17 protein-coding genes and 3 pseudogenes are annotated in these 17,290 nt (G+C 61.1%); 17 read left to right on the plus strand and 3 right to left on the minus strand.

Annotation, left to right across the window (positions count from 1 at the left end):
- Positions 1-219: 219 nt before the first annotated feature.
- The 3 genes from phaZ to AACY42_RS16835 all read left to right on the plus strand — a co-directional run bounded on the left by phaZ (position 220) and on the right by AACY42_RS16835 (position 3,553).
- Entirely contained in the window at positions 220-1,077 is an 858-nt protein-coding gene (gene phaZ, locus AACY42_RS16825) for a poly(3-hydroxyalkanoate) depolymerase (RefSeq protein ID WP_339481040.1), read from the plus strand.
- 112 nt (positions 1,078-1,189) lie between these two features.
- Positions 1,190-2,872, plus strand: a complete 1,683-nt coding sequence (phaC, locus tag AACY42_RS16830; RefSeq protein WP_339481041.1) for a class II poly(R)-hydroxyalkanoic acid synthase — start codon at positions 1,190-1,192, stop codon at positions 2,870-2,872.
- Positions 2,873-2,932: 60 nt separating this feature from the next.
- Positions 2,933-3,553 carry a TetR/AcrR family transcriptional regulator gene (locus tag AACY42_RS16835; RefSeq protein ID WP_339481043.1) on the plus strand — a complete coding sequence of 207 codons (621 nt, stop codon included), beginning with the start codon at positions 2,933-2,935 and terminating at the stop codon, positions 3,551-3,553.
- A 112-nt stretch (positions 3,554-3,665) separates the two neighbouring features.
- On the opposite strand, the gene AACY42_RS16840 is transcribed toward AACY42_RS16835, so the two are convergent.
- The 3 genes from AACY42_RS16840 to AACY42_RS16850 form a co-directional block, all read right to left on the minus strand.
- A complete protein-coding gene (locus tag AACY42_RS16840) occupies positions 3,666-4,526 on the minus strand; it encodes a phasin family protein (protein ID WP_339481044.1) in 861 nt (286 codons plus the stop codon).
- A 10-nt stretch (positions 4,527-4,536) separates the two neighbouring features.
- Positions 4,537-4,959: a phasin family protein gene (locus tag AACY42_RS16845; protein ID WP_046064121.1), complete on the minus strand. Its 423-nt coding sequence runs from the start codon at positions 4,957-4,959 to the stop codon at positions 4,537-4,539.
- A 270-nt stretch (positions 4,960-5,229) separates the two neighbouring features.
- Positions 5,230-5,505: a polyhydroxyalkanoic acid system family protein gene (locus AACY42_RS16850; RefSeq protein WP_339481046.1), complete on the minus strand. Its 276-nt coding sequence runs from the start codon at positions 5,503-5,505 to the stop codon at positions 5,230-5,232.
- 155 nt (positions 5,506-5,660) lie between these two features.
- Here AACY42_RS16850 and ubiE point away from each other — a divergent pair, with 155 nt between their 5' ends.
- The 14 genes and pseudogenes from ubiE (at position 5,661) to AACY42_RS16910 (ending at position 17,237) form a co-directional block, all read left to right on the plus strand.
- Positions 5,661-6,431: a bifunctional demethylmenaquinone methyltransferase/2-methoxy-6-polyprenyl-1,4-benzoquinol methylase UbiE gene (ubiE, locus tag AACY42_RS16855; RefSeq protein WP_003196937.1), complete on the plus strand. Its 771-nt coding sequence runs from the start codon at positions 5,661-5,663 to the stop codon at positions 6,429-6,431.
- Positions 6,431-7,055: pseudogene (locus AACY42_RS16860) on the plus strand (ubiquinone biosynthesis accessory factor UbiJ). Before ubiE ends, AACY42_RS16860 begins: the two are co-directional and overlap by 1 nt.
- Positions 7,052-8,656, plus strand: coding sequence for a ubiquinone biosynthesis regulatory protein kinase UbiB (gene ubiB / locus AACY42_RS16865; protein ID WP_339481049.1), 1,605 nt, complete (start codon positions 7,052-7,054; stop codon positions 8,654-8,656). The pseudogene AACY42_RS16860 and the gene ubiB overlap by 4 nt, the downstream one beginning before the upstream one ends.
- An 81-nt stretch (positions 8,657-8,737) precedes the next feature.
- Complete coding sequence (hisI, locus tag AACY42_RS16870; RefSeq protein WP_003196931.1) at positions 8,738-9,136, plus strand: phosphoribosyl-AMP cyclohydrolase; 399 nt, start codon at positions 8,738-8,740, stop codon at positions 9,134-9,136.
- Positions 9,129-9,461, plus strand: coding sequence for a phosphoribosyl-ATP diphosphatase (locus AACY42_RS16875; RefSeq protein ID WP_003186671.1), 333 nt, complete (start codon positions 9,129-9,131; stop codon positions 9,459-9,461). Before hisI ends, AACY42_RS16875 begins: the two co-directional genes overlap by 8 nt.
- Before the next feature lie 24 nt (positions 9,462-9,485).
- On the plus strand, positions 9,486-9,773 hold the full coding sequence (locus AACY42_RS16880) for a twin-arginine translocase TatA/TatE family subunit (protein ID WP_339481052.1): 288 nt from the start codon (positions 9,486-9,488) through the stop codon (positions 9,771-9,773).
- 10 nt (positions 9,774-9,783) lie between these two features.
- On the plus strand, positions 9,784-10,203 hold the full coding sequence (gene tatB / locus AACY42_RS16885) for a Sec-independent protein translocase protein TatB (RefSeq protein WP_339481054.1): 420 nt from the start codon (positions 9,784-9,786) through the stop codon (positions 10,201-10,203).
- Positions 10,200-10,997 (plus strand): twin-arginine translocase subunit TatC, encoded by a 798-nt coding sequence (tatC, locus tag AACY42_RS16890; RefSeq protein WP_445261511.1) that lies wholly within the window; start codon positions 10,200-10,202, stop codon positions 10,995-10,997. The genes tatB and tatC overlap by 4 nt, the downstream gene beginning before the upstream one ends.
- Positions 10,994-11,701 (plus strand): 16S rRNA (uracil(1498)-N(3))-methyltransferase, encoded by a 708-nt coding sequence (locus AACY42_RS16895; RefSeq protein WP_339481056.1) that lies wholly within the window; start codon positions 10,994-10,996, stop codon positions 11,699-11,701. The genes tatC and AACY42_RS16895 overlap by 4 nt, the downstream gene beginning before the upstream one ends.
- 223 nt (positions 11,702-11,924) lie before the next feature.
- Positions 11,925-12,893 (plus strand): annotated as a pseudogene (locus AACY42_RS28665) (methyl-accepting chemotaxis protein); the annotation flags it as partial.
- Positions 12,888-13,751 (plus strand): methyl-accepting chemotaxis protein, encoded by an 864-nt coding sequence (locus AACY42_RS28670; protein ID WP_445261516.1) that lies wholly within the window; start codon positions 12,888-12,890, stop codon positions 13,749-13,751. The pseudogene AACY42_RS28665 and the gene AACY42_RS28670, both read left to right, overlap by 6 nt.
- 314 nt (positions 13,752-14,065) lie before the next feature.
- Positions 14,066-15,046: pseudogene (locus tag AACY42_RS28675) on the plus strand (methyl-accepting chemotaxis protein); the annotation flags it as partial.
- A 141-nt stretch (positions 15,047-15,187) separates the two neighbouring features.
- Entirely contained in the window at positions 15,188-15,901 is a 714-nt protein-coding gene (locus tag AACY42_RS28680; protein ID WP_445261748.1) for a methyl-accepting chemotaxis protein, read from the plus strand.
- 994 nt (positions 15,902-16,895) lie between these two features.
- Complete coding sequence (locus AACY42_RS16910; protein ID WP_339481062.1) at positions 16,896-17,237, plus strand: DUF6124 family protein; 342 nt, start codon at positions 16,896-16,898, stop codon at positions 17,235-17,237.
- Positions 17,238-17,290 lie beyond the last annotated feature (53 nt).

The raw sequence follows: 17,290 nt of genomic DNA on the forward strand, positions 1-17,290 counted from the left end.
AGTGGGCTTGCTCACGAAAGCACTTTGACAGCCGACATTAACGGTGAATGCAAGGCCGTCTTCGCGAGCAAGCCTGCTCCCACATTGGGTTGTGCTGTGAACATGAGTTTCAGGTTCGCAACCGATCCAATGTGGGTGCGGGCTTGCTCGCGAAGGTCGCGACTCGGTCTAACAGACCGAACACAGGTAACCCGAGACATGACCCACAGGGCTTGAAGCATGCCGCAACCGTACATCTTCCGTACCGTCGATCTGGATGGCCAGACCTTGCGCACCGCGGTACGTCCCGGCAAGCCTCACTTGACGCCGCTGCTGATTTTCAACGGCATCGGCGCCAACCTCGAGCTGGTGTTCCCGTTCATCCAGGCCCTGGACCCGGACCTGGAAGTCATCGCCTTTGACGTACCCGGTGTCGGCGGTTCATCGACGCCCAGGCGGCCGTATCGCTTTCCTGGCCTGGCCAAACTCACCGCGCGAATGCTTGATTACCTGAACTATGGGCAGGTCAACGTGATCGGCGTGTCCTGGGGGGGCGCCCTGGCCCAGCAGTTCGCCCATGACTATCCCGAACGCTGCAAGAAGCTGGTACTGGCAGCCACGGCGGCCGGGGCGGTGATGGTGCCAGGTAAACCGAAGGTGCTGTGGATGATGGCCAGCCCCCGACGCTACATTCAACCGTCCCATGTGATGCGTATCGCCCCACTGATCTACGGCGGCTCGTTCCGCCGCGACCCGAGCCTGGCGGCCAGCCATGCGGCCAAGGTTCGTTCGGCGGGCAAGCTCGGTTATTACTGGCAACTGTTCGCCGGCCTGGGCTGGACCAGCATTCATTGGCTACACAAGATCCACCAGCCGACCCTCGTGCTGGCCGGCGACGACGACCCGCTGATCCCGCTGATCAACATGCGTATGCTGGCCTGGCGCATTCCCAACGCCCAACTGCACATCATCGATGACGGCCATCTGTTTCTGATCACCCGGGCCGAGGCAGTGGCGCCGATCATCATGAAATTCCTGGAGGAAGAACGTCAGCGCGCAGTGATGCATCCGCATCCCTCGCCGCTGGGCGGCGGCTGAAACCGCCTATTAGCGCCTGGCAGGACGCCGGACCGCGCAGCGACCCGAAACAGCGACTATGTTGTCTGGTTCGGTGTGTTTGTTTTTAGCCTGATGACGAAGGAGTTGACTCATGCGCGACAAACCGGCGAAGGGTTCCATGCCCGCCCCTGCCAGCTTCATCAACGCACAAAGTGCGGTCACCGGCCTGCGTGGCAGGGACTTGCTGTCGACTTTGCGCAGCGTCGCCGCACACGGCTTGCGCAACCCGGTGCACAGTGCCCGGCACGCGTTGAAACTGGGCGGCCAACTGGGCCGCGTGCTGCTGGGCGAGACCCTGCACCCCAGCAACCCCAACGACCCGCGTTTTGCCGATCCCACCTGGCAGCTCAATCCGTTCTACCGCCGCAGCCTGCAGGCTTACCTGAGCTGGCAGAAACAGGTGACGAGCTGGATCGACGAAAGCACCATGAGCCAGGATGACCGCGCCCGCGCCCACTTCGCCTTCGCCCTGCTCAACGACGCCGTTTCGCCGTCCAACACCCTGCTCAACCCGCTGGCGGTCAAGGAACTCTTCAACTCCGGCGGCACCAGCCTGGTTCGAGGCCTCAGCCATCTGGTGGACGACCTGCTGCACAACGACGGCTTGCCGCGACAAGTCACGCCCCATGCCTTTGAAGTCGGCAAGACCCTGGCGACCACCCCCGGTGCGGTGGTGTTTCGCAACGAATTGCTCGAGCTGATCCAGTACCGGTCCATGAGCGAAAAGCAATACGCCAAGCCGTTGCTGATCGTGCCGCCGCAGATCAACAAGTTCTACATTTTCGACCTGAGCCCTTCCAATAGCTTCGTCCAGTACGCCCTGAAAAACGGTTTACAGGTCTTTATCATCAGCTGGCGCAACCCTGACGTACGCCACCGCGAATGGGGCCTGTCCAGCTACGTCGAGGCCGTGGAAGAGGCCATGAACGTTTGCCGGGCGATCACTGGCGCCCGTGAAGTCAACCTGATGGGCGCCTGCGCCGGGGGCATGACCATAGCCGCCCTGCAAGGCCACCTGCAAGCCAAGCGCCAGCTACGCCGGGTCGCCAGCGCCACCTACCTGGTGAGCCTGCTGGACAGCCAGATCGACAGCCCGGCCACGCTGTTCATCGACGAGCAGACCCTCGAAGCCGCCAAGCGCCGCTCCTACCAGAAAGGCATCCTCGATGGCCGCGACCTGGCCCGGGTGTTCGCCTGGATGCGCCCCAACGACCTGATCTGGACTTACTTCGTCAACAACTACCTGCTAGGCAAGGAGCCGCCGGCCTTCGACATCCTCTACTGGAACAACGACTGCACCCGGCTGCCGGCGGCTTACCACGGCGATCTGCTGGACTTTTTCAAGCACAACCCACTGACCCATCCCGGTGGCCTGGAAGTGTGCGGAACGCCCATCGACCTGCAGAAAGTGACGGTGGACAGCTTCAGTGTGGGCGGCATCAATGACCACATCACGCCGTGGGACGCGGTGTATCGCTCGACCCTGTTGCTGGGTGGCGAAAAACGCTTCGTGCTTTCCAACAGCGGCCACGTCCAAAGCATCCTCAACCCACCGGGCAACCCCAAGGCCAACCACATCGAAAGCGCGAAAATGAGTAGCGACCCACGGGCCTGGTATTACGACGCCAAGCATGTCGAAGGCAGTTGGTGGACCCAATGGCTGGGCTGGATCCAGGAACGTTCCGGCGCCCAGCACGAAACCCAGATGACCTTGGGCAATGTGAACTACCCGCCCCTGGACGCAGCTCCCGGTACCTATGTTCGCGTGCGCTGAAGGCCTTACCCCACGGCCAGGCGATTGGCCGTGGCATGACTTGATCATTAAGAAGACCGGATGAAAACCCGCGACCGCATCCTTGAATGCGCCCTGCAATTGTTCAACGAAAAGGGCGAACCGAACGTCTCCACCATGGAAGTTGCCAACGAAATGGGCATCAGCCCGGGCAACCTCTATTACCACTTCCATGGCAAGGAACCGCTGATCCTCGGGCTGTTCGAGCGATTCCAAAGCGAACTGGCACCGCTGCTGGACCCTCCGGCGGACGTGCAGTTGGCGCCGGAAGACTACTGGCTGTTCCTGCACTTGATCGTCGAGCGCCTGGCGCAGTACCGCTTTCTGTTCCAGGACCTGTCGAACCTGGCCGGGCGCCTGCCGAAGCTGGCCAAGGGCATCCGCCAGTTGCTCAATGCCCTGAAGCGCACCCTCGCCTCACTGCTGGCGCAGCTCAAGGCCCAGGAAATGCTGATCAGCGACACCCAAGCCTTGGGGCAACTGGTGGAGCAGATCACCATGACCTTGCTGTTCTCCCTGGACTACCAGCGGATCCTGGACCGCGAGGGCGAGGTGCGACTGGTGGTCTACCAGATCATGATGCTAGTGGCCCCGCACCTGCCACCCGCGGCCAAGGTGGCGACTGAGCAACTGGCGTTGCGCTACCTGGAAGAACACGACTAACCACTGGCTGTGACAGATCCATTGTGGGAGCAAGCTCGCACACAGGTTGACCTGCTTACAAACAAAAACGCCCGACCTTCACAGGCCGGGCGTTTTTGCATGTCCCGCAGAATCAGGACTGGGTGGTAGGCGTCGTTGGAACCGGCGCTGGAGTTGGCGTGGCGACCGGGGTCGGAGCGGCGGCGGAGTTCGCCGTGCTCGTCGGGGTCGCCGGTTTGGCGGCCGCGGTCGGCGCCTTCGGTGCAGCGGCTTTTGACGCGGCCGGCTTTTTCACGGCCGGTTTTTTCGCCGCAGCAGGTTTGGCCGCCGCTTTTGCCGCAGGCTTGGCGGCGGGTTTCGCTGGCGGTTTGGCAGCCGCCGTTTTAGCCGCAGGCTTGGCTGCCGTTTTAGCCGCAGGTTTGGCCGCTACCGGTTTGGCCGTCGCCTTGGCAGCAGGCTTGGCCGCAGCCGTTTTAGCCGCGGGCTTGGCCGCTGCTTTCGCCGCAGGTTTGGCCAGTGGCTTGGCCGCCGTTTTAGCAGCAGGCTTGGCCGCCACAGCCTTGGCTGCCACCGGGGCGACTTTCGCGCCAGTGAGTTTTTCGATCTGCTTGGTCAGGGTGTCGACCTTGCTGTGCAGTGCCTTGACTTCACTACGGCTCGGCACACCCAGGCGCGAAATCGCACTGTTCAGGCGTTTATCGAAAGCCCCTTCCAGTTCGTCCCATTTGCCCAGTGCACGATCCTTCACGCCGCCGATTCGCGACTTGGCGGACTCGGCGGAGCCCTTGGCGGCATCAACTTGTTTGCCGACCGCCGTCTTGGTGAGTTTTTCGGCCTTCTCGCCGTCCTTAACCAGGGACTCGAAGAGCTTGCTGCCGTCAGTGTCGATCTTCGAGTACACGCCTAAACCAGCAAGCCAGATTTTGCGGGAATACTTTTCAATTTTCCCGGCCCACGAGCTGCCCTCTTTTTCTGTGATTTTTTTGCCAGCCATCCCGTTCTCCTTAATGTTTACGCGCGACACGTTCGAGCAATGCTGTCAGCTCATCGAGCTTAGCAGAGAGTGTCTCAACGTCATGTTTAGACGGAATGCCGATACGATTCAAGGCACTTGCAACACGGGCATCGAATACCTTCTCGACTTTATCGAGTTGTACTTCAACCCGAGCCTTGAAAGTATTGACCTCGCTCTTGGCTTCAATCAATTCACTGTTGGCCGCTTCAAGTTTCCCGGCAATTTTCTTTTTGCCTTTGGTTTCAATAACTTCGCCAGCCTTTACCAGCTCCTGGAAGTACTCGCTGCCTTCCTGGCCAACCTTCGTGTAGGCGCCCAGGCCAGCCAGCCAGATCTTGCGCGCGTACGTTTTCACGTCACTGAGCGTGGAAGATTCAACGTCGGTTTTTTTCTTCAGAATAACTTTGGCCATGGTGCACCTCACTCGAAAAAAGGTTTGAGGAACTGCCCGCACATGGACGGGCTCAGGCACAAAGTAGTGACAATAATTAGAAAGGGCACCCTAACAACTGACACAAAACCTGAGGGCGATGACTTTCAATGTGAGAGCGAGCCTGCTCGCGATTGCGGTGAACCCGCAACATTGATGTTGAATGACACACCGCTATCGCGAGCAGGCTCGCTCCCACAAGAGGATGGGTGGTGAACTTGAGTCATGCATTCCACCCACCCTTTCGATCAATCAGGCCAACGCCTTATCCAGTGCTTTTTCGATTTCGCTCTTGATCGTGCCGCCCATGGCCGACATCAACATGCCCAGCTCCACGTCGACGCGGATCGAGTCCTCGCCCACATGCACTTCGCCCTTGACCCCGGAACGCTTGAGTTTCAGGGTGTCGCCCACCCACTGCGGCTCCAGGCCATAGCTGTCGGACAACTTCTGCGCCAGCTTGTCGGCCTTCTCTCGCGCCGCTTCCTTGCCCAGGCCATGGGCACGCTCAACAGTTATACGGGCCATCGGGTGACTCCTGTTTTATCGGGACTTGCCTGAACGTTTCAGACCCTGGCTGCGTCAAAACGTCCCGGCGGTAGCCCATCTTACCTTCAGCCTTGCCAAGACAAAGCCCTCTACCGGGATTAGAATGTCCCGCATTCTTTTTTGGTGACCGCGATATGACTGATCAGCGCAAAGGCAGCGATGCCGAACCCACCACTCACTTCGGCTTCAAGAACGTGCCGGAAAGCCAGAAAGCGGAAAAAGTCGCTGAGGTTTTCCATTCCGTCGCCGCCAAGTACGACTTGATGAACGACCTGCTCTCGGGCGGCATGCACCGCTTGTGGAAGCGTTTCGCGATCGAACTGTCGGGCGTGCGCAGCGGCAATCGCGTACTGGACATCGCCGGCGGCACGGGCGACCTGACGAAGAAGTTTTCCCACATCGTCGGGCCCACCGGCCAGGTGGTCCTGGCCGACATCAACGAATCCATGCTCAAGGTCGGTCGCGACCGCCTGCTGGACCTGGGTGTGGCCGGCAATGTCGAGTTCGTCCAGGCCGACGCTGAGAAGCTGCCGTTCCCCGACAACCATTTCGACTGTGTGACCATCGCCTTCGGCCTGCGCAACGTCACCCACAAGGAAGATGCCCTGCGCTCGATGCTGCGAGTACTCAAGCCTGGTGGCCGCCTGCTGGTGCTGGAGTTCTCCAAGCCCACCAACGCGCTGATGTCCAAGGCCTATGACGCCTACTCGTTCGCCTTCATGCCGCTGATGGGCAAGCTGATCACCAACGACTCGGAAAGCTATCGCTACCTGGCCGAATCGATCCGCATGCACCCGAACCAGGAAACCCTGAAGTCGATGATGGTCGAGGCCGGTTTCGACCGCGTGACCTACCACAACATGACCGCAGGCATCGTCGCCCTACACCGCGGCATCAAACCCTGATGCTGCTCACCGGCCTGCTCGCCAGCGTCGAACTGGGCCTCAACCGGGTGCTGCGCCTGGACAGCACGGCGCTCGCGCGCCTGGCGCGCTTGAGCGGCCGCGTGATCGCCGTCGACTGCCGTAGCCCGGCGTTGCGGTTGTTCATCCTGCCCAGCGACGAAGGCCTGATGCTCGCAGCACACTGGGAGGCCGAGGCCGACTGCACGCTGCGCGCCCCGGCGTCGAGCCTGCTGAACCTGGCCTTGGGCAAGGATAAGACCGCGGTGCTGCACAGCCCCGACGTGACGCTCGACGGCGACAGCGGTGTACTGCTGGAACTGGCGGCGATTCTCCAGGACCTGGAGCTGGACTGGGAATACGAAGTGTCCCGCTGGATCGGTCCGGTGGCGACCCAATTGCTCAGCGGCCATTTGCGCAGCCGCAGCCAATGGTATCGGCAGGGGTTCGCCAGCCTGGGGCAGAATCTGAGTGAATACCTGGCCGAAGAATCGCGTACCCTCGTAGGCCAACGCGAAGCCCAAGCCCGTTTTAATGAACTGGACCAGGTCAAACTTGACCTGGAACGTCTCGAGGCGCGTTTCGAGCGCCTTTCCCGATCCCTTGAAACCAAGCGATAACGCATGAAGCTGCTTGCCGTCCGCCGTTTGTTGCGCATCCAGCGCGTCGTGATCCGCTACCGCCTTGATGACCTGCTGTTCGCCCTGCCACTGCCCTGGTTTCTCCTGGCCCTGCGCTTCGTGCTGCCCTGGCGCTGGTTTCCCCGGCGAACGCTGGACCTGAGTCGCGGTGCGCGCTTGCGCCTGGCCCTGCAGGACCTGGGGCCAATCTTCATCAAGTTCGGGCAGATCCTTTCGACCCGTCGCGACCTGTTGCCCGAAGACATCGCCGATGAACTGATGCGGCTGCAAGACCGCGTGCCGCCGTTCGATTCCAAGGTTTCGGTGGCGCTGATCGAGGAACAACTGGGCAAGAAGGTCGGCGAAGTCTTCAGCCGTTTCGATGTCGAGCCCCTGGCTTCAGCCTCCGTCGCCCAGGTTCACGCCGCCCAACTCAAGAGCGGCGAAGAAGTGGTGGTCAAGGTCATCCGCCCGGGCCTCAAGCCGATCATCGCCCAGGACCTCGCCTGGTTGTTCATCCTCGCCCGCGCCGCCGAGCGGCTGTCGGCCGATGCCCGCCTGCTGCACCCGGTGGACGTGGTCCAGGACTACGAAAAAACCATCTACGACGAACTCGACCTGCTACGCGAGGCGGCCAACGCCAGCCAGTTGCGTCGCAACTTCGAAGGCTCGCCGCTGCTGTACGTACCGCAAGTCTATTGGGACTGGTGTCGACCGAAAGTATTGGTGATGGAGCGCATCTACGGCATCCAGGTCACCGACCTGGCCACCCTGGCCGACCAGCGTACCGACATGAAAATGCTCGCCGAACGCGGCGTGGAAATCTTCTTCACCCAGGTGTTTCGCGACAGCTTCTTCCACGCCGACATGCACCCGGGCAACATTTTCGTCAGCACGGTGCAGCCGTGGAGCCCGCAATACATTGCCATCGACTGCGGTATCGTCGGCAGCCTGACCCCCGAAGACCAGGACTATCTGGCGCGCAACCTGTTCGCCTTCTTCAAGCGTGACTACCGTCGCGTCGCCCAACTGCACATCGATTCGGGCTGGGTGCCGGCCGAGACCAAGCTCAACGAATTCGAAGCGGCGATCCGTACCGTCTGCGAACCGATTTTCGAAAAACCGTTAAAAGATATTTCCTTCGGCCAGGTGCTGATGCGCCTGTTCCAGACCGCGCGACGTTTCAACATGGAAGTCCAGCCGCAGTTGGTGCTGTTGCAGAAAACCCTGTTGAACATCGAAGGCCTCGGCCGCCAGTTGTACCCGGACCTCGACCTGTGGAACACCGCCCAACCGTTCCTCGAACGCTGGATGCGCGAGCGCGTCAGCCCCAAAACCTTGCTGGGCAACGTGCAGAGTCAGTTCGAGCAGCTCCCCCACCTGGCCAACATGACCCGCGACCTGCTCGAACGCATGTCCCAACCCCACGCACACGACCCGACGCCACCGTGGCACCGACGCAAGGACGACTGGCTGTTGCGCCTGCTTGGCGCAGCTCACCTGGGGGGCGGCGCGGTGCTGGCGACCGGCGGGCCGCTGAGCCAACTGGGTCACTGGCCGGCCGGTATCATGATGCTGGTAGGTCTGTATCTGGTCGTTCGCCGATAGCCAGCACCGGTTCGCGCTGGCACACTGTTTCAACGCTGGGCCCGCCGACATCAGGTGCGCGGCCCATGGTCGGAGTCAAAGATGAAAAACTGGCAGGACGAGATCAAGTGGGACGCTGACGGCCTGGTGCCGGCCATCGCCCAGGACCACAAGACCGGGCGCGTATTGATGATGGCCTGGATGAACCGCGAAGCGCTGGCCTTGACCGCCGCCGAGAACCGCGCCATCTATTGGTCACGTTCCCGTGGCAAGCTGTGGCGCAAAGGTGAAGAGTCCGGGCACGTGCAGCACCTGCATGAGATGCGCCTGGACTGCGACGGCGACGTCATCATCCTGATGGTCGAGCAAGTCGGTGAGATTGCCTGCCACACCGGCCGTCAAAGCTGCTTCTATCGCGTCTTCGAGAACGGCGACTGGAAAACCGTCGACCCGGTGCTCAAGGACCCGCACGCCATTTATTCAGGACATACCCATGAGTGACACCCTGACCCGCCTGGCCCAGGTGCTGGAAGAGCGCAAGGGCGCCGCGGCCGACAGTTCCTATGTCGCCAGCCTGTACCACAAGGGCTTGAACAAGATTCTGGAGAAAGTCGGCGAAGAGTCGGTCGAGACCATCATCGCCGCCAAGGACGCCGCCATCAGTGGCGATTGCAGCGACGTGATCTACGAGACCGCCGACCTGTGGTTCCACAGCCTGGTCATGCTGGCCCAACTGGGGCAGCATCCGCAGGCCGTACTGGATGAACTGGACCGTCGCTTCGGTCTGTCCGGGCACGTCGAGAAAGCCTCGCGCCCGTCCGCCTGATCAACTTTTGAGAGGAATAGCCCCATGGGTATTTTTGACTGGAAACACTGGGTCGTCATCCTGGTCGTCGTGGTGCTGGTGTTCGGCACCAAGAAACTGAAAAACCTCGGCACCGATGTCGGCGAGTCGATCAAGGGCTTTCGCAAGGCCATGAACGATGACGAAAAACCGGCCGACTCATCGGCGACTCCTGGCCAACCGGCGCAGCCGACCCAATCGGTACCCCCCCAGGGCACCCAGCCAGTGAATGCGCCGCACACCATCGACGTGCAGGCCCAGAAAGTCGAAGAGCCCGCCCGCAAAGACTCGTGAGCACTGACTAATGTTTGGTATCAGCTTCACTGAACTGCTGCTCGTCGGCCTCGTCGCCCTGCTGGTACTGGGCCCCGAGCGTCTGCCGGGTGCTGCGCGCACCGCCGGTCTCTGGGTCGGTCGTCTCAAGCGCAGCTTCAATGCGATCAAACAGGAAGTTGAACGTGAAATCGGTGCCGACGACATCCGTCGGCAACTTCACAACGAACATATTCTGTCCCTGGAGCAGGAAGCGCGGAAAATCTTCACGCCGACCCAGCAGGAACCGACGCCGGTCCAACCTGCGGTCGAGCCGACGATTGCGCCACAGGCGTCGGTGGATGACACGGCGCCCGTGGTGGCCGAGCCTGCCAAACCGGTGGAACCCGCCCCGACGGCGACAACGCCAGAAGCGCCTAACGACCCTACATTGCCGCCGCGAGCCCCATGAGCGATATCCCAGAGAACGACCAGCCGATGCCGCTGGTATCGCACCTCACCGAGTTGCGCACCCGCCTGCTGCGTTGCGTCGCGGCGATTTTCATTATCTTCGCCGGGCTGTTTGCCTTCACCCAGCAGATCTACACCTTCGTCTCCACACCGCTGCGCCAGTACCTGCCGGCGGGGGCGACAATGATCGCCACCGACGTGTCGTCGCCGTTCCTGACGCCCCTGAAGCTGACGATGATGGTCTCGCTGTTCCTGGCCATTCCGGTGATCCTGCACCAGATCTGGGGCTTCATTGCACCTGGCCTGTACAAGCATGAAAAACGCATCGCCGTACCGCTGCTGGTGTCCAGCATCCTGCTGTTCTACACCGGCATGGCCTTCGCCTACTTCCTGGTGTTCCCGCTGATCTTCAAGTTCTTCGCCGCCGCCACCCCGGCGGGTGTGGAGATGATGACCGACATCACCAGTTACCTGGATTTCGTCATGACGCTGTTCTTCGCCTTCGGCGTGGCGTTCGAAATCCCGGTGGCGGTGGTGCTGCTGGTGTGGATCGGCGTGGTTGACGTTGCCTACCTGAAGAAGGCCCGCCCCTACGTGATCATCGGCTGCTTCGTGGTCGGCATGATCCTGACCCCGCCGGACATCTTCTCCCAGACCCTGCTGGCTGTGCCGATGTGGCTGCTGTTCGAGATCGGCATCCTGTTCGGTGGCTTGGTGCGCAAGCGCCGGAAAGAAGAACCCGAGGACCAACCAGTCGATGACCACAACGACCAGCCGCCAGCGACCCAAGCGTGAACCTGCTGCTGCTCGAAGAGGCCGACTTCATTGGGCCTGACCGCGTGATCCTGAACGATCGCCGGTTGACCCACATGCAGGAAGTCCACCGCAGCGCCGTCGGTGACAGCCTACGGGTTGGGCGCATCGGTGGGTTGATGGGCACGGCTCAGGTGCTGCGCCTGGAAGCCCGCGAGGCCGAACTGCAAGTGACCCTCGACCAGGCGCCGCCGGCCAAGTTGCCGCTGACCCTGGTACTGGCCCTGCCGCGTCCGAAAATGCTCCGGCGGGTGTTCCAGACTGTCGCCACCATGGGCGTGCCGCGGGTGGTGCTGGTCAACAGCTATCGCGTGGAAAAGAGCTTTTGGCAGACGCCTTTCCTCGAACCCGAGGCCATCCGCGAGCAACTGATCCTGGGCCTGGAACAAGCCCGGGACAGCGTGCTGCCAGAAATCATCATCGAAAAACGCTTCAAGCCCTTCGTCGAAGACCGCCTGCCAGCCATCACCGACGGCACCTTGGGCCTGGTGGGGCACCCCGGTAATTACCCGCCCTGCCCTCGCGCGCTGACTGAGCCGGTGACATTGGCCATCGGCCCGGAGGGCGGCTGGATTCCCTACGAGATCGACCTGTTGGCCAAGGCCGGGCTGCAACCGGTACAACTGGGCGAGCGGATCCTGCGGGTCGAAACCGCCGTCACGGCCTTGCTCGCACGTCTGTTCTGATCCTCTGTGGCTTCATGCGCCCCTCGCCACAACGTCAGCAAGCCCAATATCTTCCGTTCATTTCTACAGATCCTTCCCTGAAAGCCGATACAGCACGGATAAAACAAAATCAGCGCTGCGAGGGAGTATCGGCATGTTCCAGTGGTTTGCCCAGAGTCTGGGAAATGTAAGCGTCAATCGCAAGCTCGGCTTCGGCTTCGGCCTTGTGCTGTTCCTGACCCTGATGATCGCGTTTACCGGATGGACCGGCCTGGGTAACGTGATCAGCCGTGGCGACAAACTGGGGTTCATTTCCGAACTCAGCGGATTGACTAAGGACTTGCGCCTGGCACGCATGGACTACTACAACTCTCGTGGAGAAAACGGTCCGCAGGAGGTCAACGACCTGATTGACAAGCTCGATGCGGGGCTGAAAACCGCCCGCCAACTGATCGAGCAACCGGACGATGTAGCGCTGATCGACAAACAACTGGCCGCCGTCGTCGAGTATAAAAGCGCCTTCGCCGAGATGATCACCGCCACCGCCAGCCGTGAAGACGCTCGCAGCAAACTCGGCGCCAGCGCTGACAACGCGGTGGCCCGCGTCACCGAAGTGGAAAATGCGCTGCTGCAAGGTGGCGACGTCGGCCAGTTCAACAGTCTGGTGAGCCTGAGCAAGGCGATCCAACAGGCGCGCTATCAGGTTCGCGGCTACACCTACAGTGGCAAAAGCGAGGCCCAACAACCGGCCATCGATGCAATTACCGATGTCCTGAAACTGCTTGCACGTTTGCCGGCCCAGTTGCCTGAAGAGCACGCCGACAGGTTCCAGCAGGCCAGCGACTCGATGAACCTCTATCGAGCGGCGGTTAGCCAGTTCCGCGATTCCCAGCTTGATACCGCTGCAGCACTCAAGCGCATGGCTGAGCAAGGCGAAGTGCTGCTCGAAACCAGCCAAGAGTTGACCGCCTCCCAGACCGGCGTGCGTGACCGTGATGCGGCCGAGGCCAAGACTTTCCTGATCGTGGCCGCAACGCTGGCCCTCGTGTTCGGCATCATCTCAGCCTTGGTGATCACCCGGCAGATCGTCGGCCCCTTGAGCCAGACCCTCAGGATCGCCCAAGGCGTGGCCGCCGGCGATCTGACCCACAACCTGACCTCCGAGCGCCGTGACGAACTGGGCCAGCTGCAGCGGGCCATGCAGAGCATGACCGTGGGCCTGCGCCAATTGATCGGCGGCATCGGCCAAGGCGTCACGCAGATTGCCAGCGCAGCCGACCAACTCTCGGCCGTCACCGAACAGACCAGCGCTGGCGTCAACAGCCAGAAAGTGGAAACTGACCAAGTCGCTACCGCGATGCACGAAATGACCGCCACGGTGCAGGAAGTAGCACGCAATGCCGAGGAAGCCTCCGAAGCCGCCCTTGCCGCCGACCAGCAAGCACGTGAAGGCGAAAAAGTGGTCGGTGAAGCCATCGTCCAGATCGAACGCCTGGCCCTCGAAGTGGGCAACTCCACCGCGGCGATGGGCGACCTGAAGCGCGAAAGCGACAAGATTGGCAGTGTGCTCGACGTGATCAAATCCGTGGCCCAGCAAACCAACCTGCTGGCCCTCAACGCAGCCATCGAAGCGGCCCGTGCTGGGGAAGCCGGGCGTGGTTTCGCGGTCGTGGCCGATGAGGTTCGCAGCCTGGCGCAGCGCACCCAGAAGTCCACCGAAGAAATCGAAGAGCTGATCGTCGGCCTGCAATCGGGCACCCAGCAGGTCGCGACCATCATGGACAACAGCCGCAGCCTGACCGACAACAGCGTCGAGCTGACCCGCCGTGCCGGTGGCTCCCTGGAAAACATCACCCGCACGGTCTCGGCGATCCAATCGATGAATCAACAGATCGCCGCAGCCGCCGAGCAACAAAGCGCCGTGGCCGAGGAAATCAACCGCAGCGTGCTGAACGTACGTGACGTGTCCGAACAAACCGCCGCCTCCAGCGAAGAAACCGCCGCCTCCAGCGCCGAACTGGCGCGGCTGGGCGTTCATTTGCAGACGTTGGTGGGGCGGTTCAAGGTCTAAGATTACTCCCGCCTGGCTACGCGCTGTAGGAGCTGTCGAGTGCAACGAGGCTGCGATCTTTCCCCTGACACTTGAGTCTCAAGCGGAAGATCAAAAGATCTCAGCCTTCGGCAGCGCCTACACAGCCCAAGCGGGAGAGCCCCGGAAAAACACCCGCCTATTTCCTACAGATCGCCACAACAGGGTCGATACTCTTCTCATAAAGCCTATAAAAGGTTCAAGGGAGTATCGGCATGTTCAGTTGGCTGACCGAGAAGCTTGGAAATGTAAGCGTCAATCGCAAACTGGGTTTCGGTTTTGGCCTGGTACTGCTGATGACCATCCTGAACACCTTCGCCGGCTGGAACAGCCTGAGTAGTGTGATCAGCCGCGCAGATAAGCAGGCTTCCATCGCCGAGCTCAACGAGCTGGACAAGGATCTGCGAGTCGCCCGTCTCGACTATGAAATGCGTCGCGGTGAACAAGGCCCAACAGCCGTCAGCGAACTCTTGGTCAAGCTGCAGGAAGGCACGCACGCCTCCCTCAAAACGTTTACGCGCGCCTCTGACCTGGAAATGCTCAATCAGCAGTTGGCGACGCTTGACGAATACATACGCGCCTTTGCCGACATGACCCAGGCGACGCAGAACCGCGAATCGGCTCGACCCAAGCTGGGAGCCAACGCCGACAACGCCGTGGCCAAGGTGAAGGAAGTCGAAGATGCCTTGCGCCAAGGCGACAGTGTCCCCCTATTCAACGACGTGGTTGAGCTGAGCAAACTGATCCAGCAAGCGCGCTACCAGGTTCGTGGCTACACCTACAGCGGCAAGGCCGAAGCCGAGCAACCGGCGCTGGAGGCCATTGATAACGTCTTGAAAAGCCTGGAGGCCTTGCCGAGTACACTGCCGGAGCAGTACACCGCCAACCTGCAACAGGCCACCGAATCAATGAAGGCCTATCGCGCCGCAGTCGGTCAGTTCCGAGACTCGCAGGTAGCCAATGCCTCAGCCCTCAAGCGAATGGTGGAGCAAGACACCCGTTTGAACGAGTTAAGCCACCGATTGACGGCCTCGCAGACCGAGAAACGTGATCAGGAGACGATTCACGCGAAAGAGGCATTGATCATCGTCACCCTCCTGGCCTTGGCGTTTGGCCTACTGGCAGCGTGGATCATTACCCGACAGATCGTCGTTCCGCTGCAACACACCCTGGTTGCAGTCGAGCGCGTCGCTTCGGGCGACCTGAGCCATGACCTTGACGTCCATCGGCGCGACGAGATGGGCCAGTTGCAAAGCAGCCTGCAACGCATGGTGATCAACCTGCGGCAACTGATCGGAGGTATCAGCGATGGGGTTACGCAAATCGCCAGCGCCGCCGAACAGCTCTCGGCCGTCACCGAGCAGACCAGTGCCGGGGTCAATAGCCAGAAAGTGGAAACCGATCAGGTCGCCACCGCCATGAACGAAATGACTGCCACGGTGCAGGAAGTGGCACGCAACGCCGAGGAAGCCTCCGAAGCCGCAGCCGCTGCCGATGCCCAGGCGCGCGAAGGCGACAAGGTGGTCGGAGAAGCGATTGCCCAAATCGAACGCCTGGCACTCGAAGTCGGTAACTCCACCACCGCCATGGGCGATTTGAAGCGAGAAAGCGACAAGATCGGCAGTGTGCTGGACGTGATCAAGTCCGTGGCCCAACAGACAAACCTGCTGGCCCTCAACGCGGCAATCGAGGCGGCTCGCGCGGGAGAAGCCGGTCGTGGTTTCGCCGTGGTGGCCGACGAGGTTCGCAGCCTGGCCCAGCGCACCCAGAAATCCACTGAAGAAATCGAGCAACTGATCGTCGGTCTGCAATCAGGCACCGAACAGGTCGCGACCACCCTGGACAACAGCCGCAACCTGACCGACAACAGCGTCGAACTGACCCGCCGTGCGGGGGGCTCGTTGGAGAACATCACTCGTACGGTCTCGGCGATCCAGTCGATGAACCAGCAGATCGCCGCGGCGGCTGAGCAGCAGAGTGCGGTGGCTGAGGAGATCAACCGTAGTGTGCTGAATGTGCGTGATGTGTCGGAGCAAACGGCCTCGTCCAGTGAGGAGACTGCCGCCTCCAGTGCGGAGCTGGCGCGGTTGGGGGTGCATTTGCAGACGTTGGTGGGGCGGTTCCGGGTTTGATGCCTTGCGGCTGCCTTACTTAGGATTTGTGTGTATATCCGTTTTTTTGGTAACGGCGGCTTAGGGTTCCGCTCTTACAGCGGCTCACTTTCGAAAAGCGCGAAAGTAACCAAAGCGCTTCTGCCCCACCACTTGGCACCTCGCCTAGGCTCGGTGTGCCCGAGATCAACGTCCACCACGAGGCGGCCTAACAGCCGACCTGGTTCTTGATGGAGACCGCGTTCCTCCTGTGGGAGCGAGCTTGCTCGCGATGGCGTTGGGTCTGCTTGCATCAATGCTGAATGTGCCGCCGTCTTCGCGAGCAGGCTCGCTCCCACAATGGGATCGGAGTACGACCGGGAGAGCCAGGTCGGCTATAAGGCCGCCTCGCGAGCAAGCTTTGCTCCCACAGGTCCTGCTCAAACAGATCTGAGGGGTGTACGACCGCAAGAGCCAGGCCGGCTACTAGGCCGCCTCGCGGTGGACGTTGATCTCGGCGCCCCGTTAACCACGCTGGCCGAACGCAGGCATTGTGGAGTGGGCATCCCGGAGCAATGCCGGAGTGAGGGCATGCCGAGCCCTAGCGAGGCACCGAGTGGTGGGGCAAAAGCGTTTTGCTTACTTTTGCGCTTCTCAAAAGTGAGCCGCTGTAAGAGCGGAACCGTCAGCCGCCGTCACCTAAATAACGGATATACATACAAAAATACCTGCGTCCCACAATCCGTCATCCCAAGGCTACGGAGCCTTGCGCCATTGCCTACAACTACGCCAGAATCCGCCGGCTTGTGCGCCTTGGCCCTGGGCTCTAACGTTTGCAGGTCGCTGTCAGTTCAGCGATCGGGTTTAGCAGCTCGGCACAATATCAAGGCACGCAGGTCCGCTTTATGGCGGCTGTGCGTGGGGCACTTCGGTGCGCCGGGTTCCTTGATTCCTGGTCTGCTAACCCGCGCACAGTCGCCACCTTTTTCGTTTAGCAGCGATGTCTGGCGGCTCCATCAATCAAGGAGCGTCAACCATGCACAAGGTCACACCCAACCCACCAGAACCAGAAACCGACCCCAAGAAACTCCAGGAAGCCACTGATCGCGCGCTCGATGACTACCTGATCCCCAAACAGGCCAAATCCGAGAATAAGCCATCGCCAGGCCAGCTCTTCACCGTCGTCGCCTGCATCGACACCGAAAGCCTGCTGGCCAACCTCAGCGAAAACCTGGCCTCAGCCGATGCCATGATCAGCGACCTTGCGTTCGACCTGAAAGGCTCGCGGCGCCACGTTGCCTTCGGCATTCAGCAACTGATGGAACTGAGCAGGTTATTGGCAAACCGGATGTTGGATAGCATCAACCCGCAACACTGAGCGCACCACAGAATCGGGGGCGGCTGCGCCACCCAGCGGGAGCAAGCTCCCTC

The organism is Pseudomonas sp. RL_5y_Pfl2_73 (genome assembly GCF_963970515.1).
Lineage (GTDB): Bacteria > Pseudomonadota > Gammaproteobacteria > Pseudomonadales > Pseudomonadaceae > Aquipseudomonas.